We start from the raw sequence: 11,898 nt of genomic DNA on the forward strand, positions 1-11,898 counted from the left end.
GCCGTCGTCGATCCCCAGGCCCAGGACCAGCGGCACGGCGACGAAGTTCATGGGGTTGAGGGGAATCCCCAGGAGGCCCAGGAGACCGAAGGTCGCTCCGGAGGCAAGGGCCGCCGGGAGAAGCGCAAGGAGCGCCCGGGTGGGGGAGCGCAGGCCGAGCAGGGCGACCGCGGCCACCACGGCGCACGCGAGCACGGTGCTGCGCCCGAGATCGGCGGCGAGCAGCCGCTCCAGGGGCCCCGCCAGGAGGCCGACCCCCGACATCGTCCAGGCAGGGCCGTCCGCGGCGAGCGCCGCCGCCAGCTCCCCCGCCCGGGCGGGGTCCGTGAGCCGCTCCCGCGGGTAGACGTAGGCCGCCAGGTCCACCCCCTGTGGGCTGCGCCGCACGAACCGTCTCTCCCACGCGCCGCCCAGCGCTTGCGGCAGCAGGGACATAGCAGACGCCTCCTCCGCGGGGCGGCCGACGACCGTCAGGAGGTCTCGCACCTGCCCGCATGCTGCCTCGAAGGCGTCGGGCACGAGCCCGTTTGCGGCTGCGGCCGCCTTGAGGTCCCGGCAAAGGGCGTCCGGGTCCAGGTGCCCCAGGGCGTCCGAAGCCCGGCGGATACCGCGGGGGTCCGGGAGAAAGAGGAGCGGCGTCTCGGCGTGGTCCACCTGCTCGGACCCCAGGGCGCGCTCCCGCAGGAGCGCCATGGCCTCGAGGCCTTCGGCGAGGCTCGCCCCCTGCCAACGAAAGAGCAGGGGCTCGAGGCGGTTTCCGAAGAGCTCCAGGATGTCCTCCTGGACGCGCCAGGTCTCCCCCGCCGCGGCGAGCCGCCGCAGGTTCGGCTCGAAGGCGGTTCGGGGCCATCCGAACCAGACGACGGCGCCCAGCGCGGCGGCGGTCGCCGCCAGGAGCGCCCGGCGGCGGCGCCACAGGGCCGCCTCCCAGCGCTGCGCGGCCCGGGCCCGCGGGGCGCTGGAAGCCCCGGGGGGCCGGGCTGGCCCGGCGAGGGCGACGAAGAGGGTGGTCATGGCGGCGAGGGCGGCGAAGACCCCCGCGGCCATGGCCAGCCCGAACTCCCGCATCCCGGGAAAGCTCGAGGCACACAAGGCCAGGAAGGCCGCCGCCGTGGTGACTCCGCCCAGGGCGACGCTGCGCCCCACAATCCGGTACAGGTCCTCCAGGGATTCGGCGCTCCGATGGCGCAGGCCGTTGTGCAGATGGATGCCGTAGTCGACTGCCAGGCCGCACAGGACAGCGGCAAACCCCGCCGTCACGGCATGGAGCCGGCCCGGGTAGAGGGACAAGAGCCCCAATCCAAGCAGGAGTGACGCCCCCAGGCTCGCGGCCAGGGCGGCGAGGACCCGCAGGCGCCGGAAGAAGAGCCAGAAGAGCCCCAGGACTCCCGCAAGGCTTATCGCCAGGGTGCCAGCGATGTCGCCTTTCAGGGCTTGGGCCTCCTCCGCCGCGATGAAGGGGCCGCCCGTGAACCCCCCGCGAAGTCCCTCCACCCCAGGCTCGCCCAGGCTCCTGCGAGAGGCCTCCTCGGCGGCCCGCAGGTCCGCCGCAAACGCCTGGGCGGACCGGAGGTTGCCCGCCGCCTCCCGGGGCAGTACCGTGACCAGCACCCGATAGCGCCCGTCCACCTCCCGCCCCCAGTAGCCCGCGCTGTCGAGGCCCGACGGCCGCGGGAGGGCGGAGAGCCCGCGCCCGAGGGACGCCTGGAGGCCCAGGGGATCCCTCTGGATCCACGCGGCGGCGCGGGCCCCCACCGGGCTCAAGAGCGCCTGACGAGCCCGGGCGAGGGAGCCCGGGAAGGTTTCGGGGTCGAGCCTTCGGCGGACCTCGGCCAGGCCCTCGTCGTCGAGGAAGAAGACCGATTGGGGCGGGGCCCCGGCCGCGGCCGCCGCTTCGCGGGGAAATCCCGCCAGCACGTGGGAGACCCGGGGAGACTTCCGGGCTTCGCGGGCGAAGGCGTCGGCGTAGGCGTGGGCCTGGGCCGGGCTCGGCGCCTCCAGGAGCCCGAAGGCCGTCTCCAGGGTTCCGAAGATCTGCCCAGCCTCCACCACCTCCGAGAGCCCGGGTAAGGCGGACGGCAGCAGGCGGAAGAGGTCGGTCTCGATGCGCAGGCCGGCAAGGGCGGCCCCGGCCAGGGCCAGGGCCAGGGCGAAGGCGCCGACCAGGCGGCGGGGCCGCTCCTGGAGGCGGGCGAGCGTGCGGGCGATCACGGGGGAGCCTTCCGGCCGGCGGCCAGGCGACGGCCGACGCGAACGAGGGGGGCGAGCTTGCCGTAGATGAGCAAGAAGAAGCCCGCCAGGCCGGCGGCGAACCCCAGGGGCCAGTGGGAGGCCAACCAGGCCAGCGCTGCCGAGGTCCCGTAGAAGAAAAAGAGGGTCAGGGCCAGGCTCCGCCAGTAGGGATCGCGGCGGGCGCTCACGACACCCCGAGCACGGCCGCCGCCGGGCCGTAGGGAAAGCGGGGGAGCAGCCAGCGCAGCCGCTCCTCGGTGGCGCCGAGCCGGAAGTAGTGGGCGAAGCGCTTGCCCAGGGGCAGAGGGATGCGCGGCTGTCCGGGGTCGAACTCCCAGGGGTGGAGGTAGACCACGTGGGGCCACCCCTTCCGGTTGGCGGCCCGCAGCACCTCCACCACGAACCAGTAGGGGGTCACCCGCAGGGGAAGCCCGCCGGAGACCGGCAGGTGCTCCCAGAAACAGCGCATGGTGGTGAGGGGGAGCTCCAGCACGTCCCCGGCCGCGGTCTCCACCAGGTGGGGCCAGGGCGGCACGCTGCGATCCCCCATGCCCGTGAGGGGCACGGTGCTCGCGTCGTAGGAAAGGCCCGCCCGGGCCAGCGCCTCGAACGCCCACCAGGTGGAGCGGCGCAGACTCCACTGGGGTGCCCGAAAGCCCAGGATCCGTCGGCCCGTGAGGGACGACAGGCTCTCGAGGCTCCGGCCCAGGTCCTCGGCGAAGGCCTCCGGGGTGAGGTCGTCCAGGCGCCGGTGGGCGTCGCCGTGGGAGGCCACCTCGTGGCCGCGGCGGGCGATGTCGCGCACCAACTCGGGGGCTTCCCGGGCGATGGACCCGAGGACGAAGAAGGTGGCGGTGACCCGGTGCTCCCCCAGGAGGTCCAGGATCCGGCCCAGCCCCACGTGGACCCGCGATTCGAGGGACGTGGGGGGGAGCCCCTGGCGCCCCTCGACCCCGCACACGTGGTACCAGTCCTCCACGTCCACGGTGAGCGCGTTCAGCACGGGGTCACCGCCGCAGCCACGCCCAGACCTCCGGGGTGCCGAGCGCCAGCCCCCAAGCGGCCAGGGAGGTCCAGAAGGGCAGCGGATCGGCTGGGTCCCAGAGGAAGTCCCCGTGGCTCTCCTCCCCCAGCACGTCCCAGGGGATCTCGCCCCGGCGCAGGCGCTGCCAGGCGTGCGCGAGCTCCCCGTAGACGGTCCAGCGCAGGCGCACGCCCTCCCGGCAGGCGAAGGCCGGGGGCGGGTCCCGGCCCAGCGAGAGCTCCCAGAGAAGGGCCGGAAAGTCGATGCCCGCGCGCACCGCCAGGGCCACCGAGCCCCACAGGCGCGGGTTCACCTCCAGGAGGCGCGGGGTACCGTCGGCGGGGTGGACCTTGAACTCGAGGTTCACCAGGCCCTGCCACGGGAGGCGCGGCTCTCCCTCCACGTAGCGGCGGGCCAGGGCCACCAGGTCTGGGCGGTGCACGCTCTCGGCGCAGGTCGAGACCCCCCCCGAAGCGGGATACTCGCGGAGCTTCCGGTGGACGAAGGCGGCCCGGCACCGGCCCCGGGCGTCGTAGAGCAGCGAGACCCCGAAGCCGTTTCGCCGGCCGGGGACGAGGGACTGGAGGACCAGCGGCCCGAAGCGGCGCTCCAGGTTCCGGGCGAGGGGGCCGGCCTCCGGCCCCCCCCGCAGGCGGCGCAGCCCCCGGGCCCCGGTGCCCCGGCGGGGCTTGAGGACCCACTCCCCCCCGGGGGGGAGCCGGTCGCCCGGACCGAAGGAGCGGGTGGCGGGGGTGGGGATGCCCACCGCCTGGGCCCGCTCGGCGGCCCGGAGCTTGTCGCCTGCGTCCTCCAGGGGGCCGGGGGGCGGCACGGGGATCCACGCGGCGCAGGGGCGGCCCTCGCGGGCCCGGCTCAGGGCCAGGCAGCTCGCCTCCTCGGTGGGGAGGAGCAGGCTGTAGGCCCGCGAGGCCGCCTGCCGGAAGGCCCAGGCGGCAAACGCCTCGGGGGCCCGGGTCGGGTCCGGCGAGCGCAGCCGGCGCCGGCAGTGGCGGGAGAACCCGGCGGGGGCCACCCGGCGGGGATCGGACACGTCCGCGGCGGCCCCGGCGCGGCCCAGGGCCCGCACCGCCGCCACCGTCTTTCGCCAGTACCCGTCGGTCACCAGGGCGGCAACCTGCGCACCCGCGGGGCGGCTCATGGCTCGCGTGACAGGCCGTAGCCGCCGAAGCCGCGGGCCATGGAACCCACCACCCGGAGGGTGTCGGCGCAGGGCTCGAAGTGGCTGAGCCGTCGGCTCTCGTCGCTGTAGATGGTTCGCACGGGCTCGGCCGCCAGTCGAAAGCCGTTGCGGGCGGCGTAGAGGAGGAGCTCCATCTCGGTCTCGTAGCGCCCGGGAGTGAGACGGGGCAACACCCGGGAGAGGAAACGCGCGCCGTAGACCCGGTAGCCCGACTGGCAGTCCCGGATCCCGGTTTGCGAAAGCCACGCGAACGCCCGCCCCGAGAGCGCGTTTCCGACCCAGCTGCGGAGCGGGGCCGTCTTCCGCGAGACTTCCCGCACGCCGATCACCAGGTCCGCGCCGGCAGCGGCGTCGAGAAGCCGGGGAATGTCGGCGGGGTCGTGCTGGCCGTCCCCGTCCAGGGTCAGCACCTTCTCGAATCCGCGGTACAGGGCCCAGCGAAACCCCGTGAGCAGCGCCGCGCCCTTGCCGCGGTTGGCGGCGTGGGTGAGGACCGGAACCCCCGTGGCGGCCAGGTGCGCGCTCGTGCCGTCGGTGGAGCCGTCGTCCACCGCCACCACCGACCCGAGCCGAGCCCGGGCGCCCTCCACCACCGGCACGCAGGCGGCCCCCACGTTGTAGCACGGGATCAGCCCGAGGACGGAGGTTTCGGGGCTCGGCTCAGCCGCAGGCGTGTGCGACCCAGCGGCTGTCGGCCACGCGGGCATGATCTCGGGCATAGGCGTCGAGGTGGGGGGCGAGATCCGCGAGGAGGGTCTCCGCTCCCGGGTGGGTGGGTCGGGCGCCGTGGCGGGCCACGAGGTCGCGCAGCACGTGGGGATGGTCGATGATCATGCAGGGGCGCAGGAGGTTTTCGGAATGCGGGATTCGGGCCCGGATCTCCCGGAAGTAGGGGCTGTCGAGAACCTCGGCCAAGCTTCGGCCCCGCACGTTGTCCACGGCGAAGTGGGTGAAGACGCAGGGTTCCACGTCTCCCCGGTGGTTGACGTGCAGGTACTTGCGCCCCCCGGCGATGCACCCGGAGGTCACCATGGCGTCGTTCCAGAAGTCGATGAGAAACAGGGGGTAGCGGGCCCGCAGGTCCACCACTCGGTCTCGCAGGGCGCCCCGCTGCTCGGGGGTGAGCATGAGGGAGACGTCGGGCCGGCTGCCGATGGGGATGTAGGTGAAGAACCAGCCGTAGAGGCACCCCTGTGCGATCATCTCGTCCACGAAGAGGTCCGCCAGGGCATCGCCGAAGTTCCGGGCCGTCACCGTAATGGAGAAGCCAAAGAGCACCCCTTCCCGGCGCAGGTGCCCCATGGCCTCGAGGATGCGGCCGTGGACTCCCTGCCCGCGCCGGGCGTCCGTGGACTCCTGCGAGCCCTCGACGCTGATCCCCAGAGCCGCGTTGCCCAGACGCCCCAGCTCGGCCGCGACCGACGCGTCCACCAGTTGGCCGTTGGTGTAGATCTGAAAAGCCACGTCCGGGTGCCGGTGCAGGAGCCGGCGCAGGTCGTCCCACCGCACGAACGGCTCGCCGCCCGCGAGGAAGACGAAGTTTGTGCCCATGGCCTTGGCCTCGGAGACGAGGCGGTCCACTTCCTCGAAGGGCAGCTCCTCCTCCCGGGTGTAGGCGCCCGCATAACAACCCTCGCAGCGCAGGTTGCATCGCATGGTGGGGCTGATGACGATGGCGTTGGGGGGGGCGAAGCCATGAGTCTCCCAGAACGCATAGCGGCGCTTGTAGCCCTCGAAGATCTGCCCCACGAAGAAGTTCTCGATCACCTTGCGGCGCACGGTGGGGGAGATCTCGTCGATGAGTCGGCGGGCCGCGCGGGTCGAGCCGTGGCCCTCGCGCACGAGCCCCTTGACGAACTCCATGCCCCGGTGGTAGCCCGGATCGTCGATCATGCCCTGGAAGAGGTCGACGAGGCGCAGGATCGCCCCGTCCCCCAGGCCGTTGCCGGCGCGGGCGAAGGCGTCCGCCATCTGAGTGGCGGTGAACCTCTTGAATCGGTCCAGGAGTGCCACGAGCGCTTCTCCCTCTAACCTGCTGGCCGGCGGGCCACGGTGGTCTTGCTCACCCCGGGCAGGAGCCAGCGTCCCCGGCTGGCCGCGTGGAGCGCCTGAGCGAGCCCGCCCGCGGCCTTGGTCAGGGCCAGGTTGGGGGCTCCAGCGGGGCGCGTCGACGCCCCGGGAAAGATCTCCACCCGGGTGAACCCCGCCCCTTCCAGGAGCGCCCGCAGGGTGGCCGGCGAGAAGTCCCAGAGGTGATAGGGAGGGTCCAGGAGCTCGTTGCGGACGCCCAAGGCGCCCAGCACCGAGACCAGCGGCGCCGTGTGGGGCACCCGGAGCAGGAGCTGCCCGCCGGGCCGGAGCCACCGGAACACCCGCCGCACCGTGTCCGCCGGATCGGGGACGTGCTCCAGCACGTAGAAGAGGGTCACCGCGTCGAATCCCTCCGCCGGGAAGTCCGCCTCCTCCAGCGCCACCCGCTCCACCGGCAGCCCCCGGGACCGGGCCGCTGCCACGGCGTGCTCCGAGAGGTCGATGCCCCGGGCGTCCCAGCCCGCTGCCCGGGCCTGCTCCACGAAGAACCCGTAGGCGCACCCCACGTCCAGCAGGCGGCCGCCCGGGCGCCGGGCCGGCTCGAGCCGGGCCAGGGCCTCGCGGAAGACGTCGGCCATGAGGCACTGCCAGTCCTGCACGCCGCCCGGGTCCCGGGGCAGGTAGTCCCGGTACGCCCGGGCCAGCTCCTGCCGCGAGGGCTGGGGCCGCAGGGCCAGCAGGCCGCAGCCGCCGCAGCGCTCCCAGGCATAGCCCCGCTGGACCGTGAAGGGCTCCGTCGCCGTTCCGCCGCAGACCGGGCAGGGGGCAGAGGTCTGGGTCACGCCCTTCCCCGCGCCAGGGTCAGCTCCGCGCTCGCTGCTTCCTCCCCCTCGACCCGGGCGGTCCCCTGCACCCGGGCCGTGGTGCCCAGCACCCGGATCACCCGTGCCTCCAGGTCCACCGCGTCGCCGGGCAGGACCGGGCGCCGAAACCGGGCGCCGCTCACCCCGGCCAACACCGCCCCGGTGCCCGCCGGCGCGCTGCCCAGCCAGGCGATCCCCCCCACCTGGGCCAGGGCCTCCAGGAGGAGCACGCCGGGGAAGATCGGGTTGCCCGGGAAGTGGCCCGTGAGGAGCGCCTCGTTGGCCGTGACCAGCTTTCGCCCCACCGCGCGCGTTCCCGGCTCCAGCTCCAGGAGGCGGTCCACGAAGAGGAAGCGGGGTCCGTGGGGGAGCACCCGCCACGGCGGGGGGATCATGCCGCGCCGGCCTGCCGCTCCCGGACGAAGTCGGCCATGGTGCGCACGGTCTGGAGCACCCGGCGCCCGACCTCCTCGTCCGGGATGTCGACCCCGAAGTGCTGCTCCATGCCGAGGACCAGCTCGAGCGCGTCCACGCTGTCGAAGCCCAGGCCCCCGGCCCCGAACAGGGGGACGTCCTCGCCGATCTCGGCAGCGTCCAGCGTCAGGCGCAGCTGCTGGACGATCATCTCCTGGACCCGCCGCGTGAGCTCCATCTGTCCCGACTCCTGTCGCGCTCGGTGCCGGCCTCGCTGCCCGCCCCGGTCTTGTCCTCAGATCAGGCCTTCCTGCGTCCTTACAGGAGCCTTCGCGCCGCCCGCCAGCCCGAGAGGGCCGCGGGGATGACGCCGCCCCCAGTGCCTGCCCACTGGCCCGCAGGGATCAGCCCGGGCCCGTGGCCCGCGACTTCCCGGGGCCCCTGGATCGCCCCGGGCGACTGCTCCCAGCCGTAGGCGGCGCCCCGGGGATTCCCCGTGTAGCGCTCCAGGGTCGCCGGCGTCGCGGCCTCGGACCACAGGACCGAGACCCCGGGGGCCAGGTCCCCCAGGATGCCCAAGAGCGCTTCGTGGACCGCCTCTTTGGGGAGCGCGGCCACGGCGTCCCAGGCCACGGGCCAGTGGAGGACCAGGGGCACCCCCTTCCCCGGCGGAGCCTTGCCTTCCCCGGGCAGGGCCAGGCTCAAACCGCCCGCGCTCCCCCACGGATCGGCCGGCAGGAAGAACGACTCAAGCTCCGCGGACGGAAACCACCCCGCACTCGGCGCCAGGCCGTCGATCTCCTCCACCAGCGCGTAGAGAAGCGCAAAGGAGGAGGACAGCGGACCGGGGCGCGTCGCATCGGGCGGGGCCGCTGCCCACACCACGTGCGACGCCTCGGCTTCCCCTTCCGGCAGGCGCAGCGTCCAGCGGTTCCCGCGCCGCGCCGCGCCCCGCACCGGGCACGCCGTGGCGATCCGCCCCCCCGCCCGCTCGAAGCGCCGGGCCAGGGCTTCTGCGAGAGCCCCGAAGCCCCCCGCAATGCGCCACCCGCCGCCCTCTGCGTAGCTCATCCAGAGGTCAGCCAGGGCCCGGGTCGAGGCCGCCGCCGGGTTGAGCCCGAGAAAAGTCGCGTACGAGCCCAGCGCCGCCGCCGCCTCTGCTGTCAGCGGCAGCCGGCCCAGAAACTCCCCGAAGGGCTCGTCCCGGAACCCGAGGGCAGGCGCCACCGGGGAGCGCAGCCCGAGTGCCCGCCGGGTCCGGGCGTGGATCGCCGCCATCTCGTCGAGCGCTCGCCGGAGCGCGAACCGGCTCTCGGGGAAGCCCGACTCCAGGCTCTCCCGCAGGCGGACCAGACCCCGCGGGATCACAACGTCCCGTCCCGGGAAGCGCTGGACCCGGATGGGGTGGAGCTCCACCCACTCCACGTCCCCCAGGACCCCCGCGGCCTCCAGCGCCAGCCCGAGCAGCCCCGGGGAGCCGTCGGCCTCGAACACCGAGCCCACGGCGTCGACGCAGGCGTCGAACACTGCCCCTCGCCGCCGGAAGGACGCCAGGTAGCCGCCCACCGAGCGTCCGGCGTCGAGCAGCACCACCTGCCGGCCGTTGCGGGCCAGGCACGCGGCCGCCACGAGCCCCCCGATCCCGCCCCCGACCACGGCCACGTCCCAGGGACCCGGGGGAAGATCCTCCCAGCCGGCGGAGGCTAGCACAGGGCCCTGGAATGGCTCAACACGGCCGTGGGGGTGTCACGAAATTCCCCCGTCCACGCACCACACCTGCCCGGTGACGTAGCTCGCCTCGTCCGAGAGGAGGAAGGCGACTACCCGGGCCACCTCCTCCGGAGCCCCGAAGCGCCCCAGGGGCACCCGGGCGAGGTGCTCCTCCCGGTTCTTCAGTTCCCGGGTCATCTCGCCCTCGACCATGCCCGGCGCCACGGCGTTGACCCGCACGCCGAAGGGCGCCACCTCCCGGGCCAAAGCCTTGGTGAAGGCGATGAGGCCCCCCTTGGACGCCGCGTAGTTGGTCTGGCCGGGGAGCCCCAGGATGCCCGAGAGGCTCGCGACGTTGACGATGGCGCCGGCGCGCCGGGAGAGCATGGGGCGGAGGAAGGCCTTGGTGACCCGGTAGGCCCCGGTCAGGTTGGCGTCCAGCACCTCGTCCCAGGACGCCTCGCTCATCATGGCCAGGAGACCGTCTCTGCGGAGGCCCGCGTTGTTGACCAGGGCGTCCACCGCCCCGACCTCCTTGGCCAGGGCAACGACCTCGGCGGCCTGGGTCACGTCCAGCCGGTGTGCCCGGGCGGCCCCGCCGGCCTCCGCTACCTCGGTGCAGAGCCGCAGGGCCTCTTCGGCGCGGCTGCGGTAGGTGAAGTGGACCTCCCAGCCCTGTCGGGCCAGGCGCGCAACGAGCGCGGCGCCCAGATCGCCGGAGCCGCCCGTGACGAGGCACCGGGGCGGGCCCTCCCGTCGGGGCTCGTCCGCGGCCGAGGGAGCGTTCGACACCCTACCGCCCGTCCTCCGGCCGCAGCACCGGCCACTGGTACGCTTCCTTCCACTCGAACTTGTACTGGTGGAGCACGGCCCGGATCTTGTCGGCGTTTTGCTTCTCCCAGCGGGCGATCTCGTCGGCCTGGGGCTCGAGGATGTGGAGGCTCTTCTCGTACTCCAGGGCCTCGTACCAGAGCTCGGACCCCCGCGTGACGGGGACGAAGGCGACCCTCGCCGTCCACGCGCCGGGGTAGATGCGGGTGACGACGTAGTAGGTCTTCCCCGCCTCCAGGTCCGCCTCGAGGAACGCCTTGTTTTCCGCCGTGGCGACGAAGAGGTGATGCCCCGGCTCCGCCAGGTAGGAGAACTGGGACTTGGCCACGCTGTTTCCGATCACCTTCTCCCCGTCGAGCACGTTGAAGTTGATCAGGGCGCCCATCCCCGACGGCCGGAGGAACCGCACCAGCGCCTTGTCCGGCTGCGGCTGCTGCAGGGTCTCCACCCGGCGCATGTAGGGGGAGGAACCGGCGCAGGCGGTCACGAGAATTCCGAGCGCTACCACCGCCCACCACGTCAGGAGATCGTAGGACGCCCGGACCGCACCCATCCTTCGTCCAGCTGCCCGCTCGGTGGAAGACGGGCTCACGGATACCGAGCGAAAGGAATCGCGCCTCATCGCTTCTCGCAAACCACTCTGGCCTCCTTAGCTACTGCTCCGTACTCTGCGTCCAAGCCAGCCTCCAAGGCGATGGCCTTCTTGAGCCAGCGATGCCCCCTGCAGCTGTCTTCCCGGAGGTGCAAGTTCCTGCCTGTTTCAGCAATCAGCGCGGGCGGAAATCCGCCGCCTCGCGCCCTGTAGAGTTTTAGTTCGTAGCCGCCGGCCTCCAAACAATAGTCGCGAAACGCCCCCGGAACCCCTTCTCTCTCGGCGATCGCTGTATACGCGCGAGAAAGCGCTAGCATCGCCTCGAAATTCCGCGGGTCGGTGCGAAGCTTCTGCTTCGCAAGTAGTATTTCGTCTGCTTCCGTCGGCCACTCTTGCGCAAGGAGTGCATGCTCTTGCTCTGCAGTTTGCACCTTATAGCGCGCAAGATATGGATTGCGTGCCCCGCAACCGGTGCATACTGACAGAAGGCCTGCGACGACAAACGACCACACTGCAATAAGAAGCCATTTCGAACCGTTCATGGCCTTGCCTTTCCGAGCGGCGGTCAATGTAAGGACTTCTCGCAAGCCGTTTGCCTGGTTGCTCAGTGCTTGAACTTGATCACCGTGCCGGTAACCGTCGTGGTGGCTCCATTCATGATGTACGCCCACCACCACTTTTCCGTAACTACGGGGTTTACGAGGGCATCGCCTCCCTTGCTTGCGATGGCAGCTTGTTGTGCGCGCGTGAATCTCGAATTGTACTTGATGGGGATAAACCCGAAGAGAAGCGCTCCGCCGGCGGAGCCATATCCTTCGCCCAGCACTTCGTGCTCCTGGACAGCCGTGGGCGTCTGAAATTTCATCGGTATTTGGGCGCACCCTGCGGACGCAAGAGCAAAACAAACAACCACAAACAGGGCGAGTGCCTTCATGCTTGCCTCCTGCCCGAAAGGTCCTGCCCTAAAGGTCACGTGACGAGGTGTCGGTAGGGTCCGAAG

The 11,898-nt window shown here is 72.5% G+C and carries 14 protein-coding genes; all 14 read right to left on the minus strand.

All coding sequences use genetic code 11. The features are described from left to right. Positions 1-2,211, minus strand: a 2,211-nt coding sequence (locus AB1578_16985) for an MMPL family transporter (protein ID MEW6489597.1), incomplete at its 3' end; no start/stop codon positions are given. Beyond that, positions 2,208-2,420 (minus strand): hypothetical protein, encoded by a 213-nt coding sequence (locus AB1578_16990; protein ID MEW6489598.1) that lies wholly within the window; start codon positions 2,418-2,420, stop codon positions 2,208-2,210. The genes AB1578_16990 and AB1578_16985, both read right to left, overlap by 4 nt. Continuing rightward, positions 2,417-3,235, minus strand: a complete 819-nt coding sequence (locus tag AB1578_16995; GenBank protein MEW6489599.1) for a polysaccharide deacetylase family protein — start codon at positions 3,233-3,235, stop codon at positions 2,417-2,419. The genes AB1578_16990 and AB1578_16995 overlap by 4 nt, the downstream gene beginning before the upstream one ends. A 4-nt stretch (positions 3,236-3,239) precedes the next feature. Then, positions 3,240-4,415 carry an ATP-grasp domain-containing protein gene (locus AB1578_17000; GenBank protein MEW6489600.1) on the minus strand — a complete coding sequence of 392 codons (1,176 nt, stop codon included), beginning with the start codon at positions 4,413-4,415 and terminating at the stop codon, positions 3,240-3,242. Then, positions 4,412-5,176: a glycosyltransferase family 2 protein gene (locus AB1578_17005; protein ID MEW6489601.1), complete on the minus strand. Its 765-nt coding sequence runs from the start codon at positions 5,174-5,176 to the stop codon at positions 4,412-4,414. Before AB1578_17005 ends, AB1578_17000 begins: the two co-directional genes overlap by 4 nt. Beyond that, positions 5,118-6,470, minus strand: coding sequence for a radical SAM protein (locus tag AB1578_17010; GenBank protein MEW6489602.1), 1,353 nt, complete (start codon positions 6,468-6,470; stop codon positions 5,118-5,120). The genes AB1578_17005 and AB1578_17010 overlap by 59 nt, the downstream gene beginning before the upstream one ends. A gap of 14 nt (positions 6,471-6,484) precedes the next feature. Continuing rightward, on the minus strand, positions 6,485-7,330 hold the full coding sequence (locus tag AB1578_17015) for a class I SAM-dependent methyltransferase (GenBank protein MEW6489603.1): 846 nt from the start codon (positions 7,328-7,330) through the stop codon (positions 6,485-6,487). Beyond that, positions 7,327-7,746 carry a 3-hydroxyacyl-ACP dehydratase FabZ gene (gene fabZ, locus AB1578_17020; GenBank protein MEW6489604.1) on the minus strand — a complete coding sequence of 140 codons (420 nt, stop codon included), beginning with the start codon at positions 7,744-7,746 and terminating at the stop codon, positions 7,327-7,329. Before fabZ ends, AB1578_17015 begins: the two co-directional genes overlap by 4 nt. Next, positions 7,743-8,003 (minus strand): phosphopantetheine-binding protein, encoded by a 261-nt coding sequence (locus tag AB1578_17025; GenBank protein ID MEW6489605.1) that lies wholly within the window; start codon positions 8,001-8,003, stop codon positions 7,743-7,745. The genes fabZ and AB1578_17025 overlap by 4 nt, the downstream gene beginning before the upstream one ends. A gap of 80 nt (positions 8,004-8,083) precedes the next feature. Next, a complete protein-coding gene (locus AB1578_17030; GenBank protein ID MEW6489606.1) occupies positions 8,084-9,475 on the minus strand; it encodes an FAD-dependent oxidoreductase in 1,392 nt (463 codons plus the stop codon). A 36-nt stretch (positions 9,476-9,511) separates the two neighbouring features. Then, complete coding sequence (gene fabG, locus AB1578_17035) at positions 9,512-10,267, minus strand: 3-oxoacyl-ACP reductase FabG (protein MEW6489607.1); 756 nt, start codon at positions 10,265-10,267, stop codon at positions 9,512-9,514. Between the two features lies 1 nt (position 10,268). Further along, positions 10,269-10,859: a hypothetical protein gene (locus AB1578_17040; protein ID MEW6489608.1), complete on the minus strand. Its 591-nt coding sequence runs from the start codon at positions 10,857-10,859 to the stop codon at positions 10,269-10,271. A 65-nt stretch (positions 10,860-10,924) separates the two neighbouring features. After that, positions 10,925-11,440: a hypothetical protein gene (locus AB1578_17045; GenBank protein MEW6489609.1), complete on the minus strand. Its 516-nt coding sequence runs from the start codon at positions 11,438-11,440 to the stop codon at positions 10,925-10,927. A gap of 62 nt (positions 11,441-11,502) precedes the next feature. Then, positions 11,503-11,832 carry a hypothetical protein gene (locus tag AB1578_17050; GenBank protein ID MEW6489610.1) on the minus strand — a complete coding sequence of 110 codons (330 nt, stop codon included), beginning with the start codon at positions 11,830-11,832 and terminating at the stop codon, positions 11,503-11,505. Positions 11,833-11,898 lie beyond the last annotated feature (66 nt).

The organism is Thermodesulfobacteriota bacterium (assembly GCA_040756475.1).
In the GTDB taxonomy this organism is placed as follows: domain Bacteria; phylum Desulfobacterota; class Deferrisomatia; order Deferrisomatales; family JACRMM01; genus JBFLZB01.

Coding starts and splice junctions, on each gene's coding strand:
- AB1578_17050 (MEW6489610.1), bottom strand. CDS start 11,832: ATGAAGGCACTCGCCCTGTTTGTGGTTGTTTGTTTTGCTCTTGCGTCC.
- AB1578_17040 (MEW6489608.1), bottom strand. CDS start 10,859: ATGGGTGCGGTCCGGGCGTCCTACGATCTCCTGACGTGGTGGGCGGTG.
- fabZ (MEW6489604.1), bottom strand. CDS start 7,746: ATGATCCCCCCGCCGTGGCGGGTGCTCCCCCACGGACCCCGCTTCCTC.
- AB1578_17005 (MEW6489601.1), bottom strand. CDS start 5,176: ATGCCCGAGATCATGCCCGCGTGGCCGACAGCCGCTGGGTCGCACACG.
- AB1578_17000 (MEW6489600.1), bottom strand. CDS start 4,415: ATGAGCCGCCCCGCGGGTGCGCAGGTTGCCGCCCTGGTGACCGACGGG.
- AB1578_17045 (MEW6489609.1), bottom strand. CDS start 11,440: ATGAACGGTTCGAAATGGCTTCTTATTGCAGTGTGGTCGTTTGTCGTC.
- AB1578_17025 (MEW6489605.1), bottom strand. CDS start 8,003: ATGGAGCTCACGCGGCGGGTCCAGGAGATGATCGTCCAGCAGCTGCGC.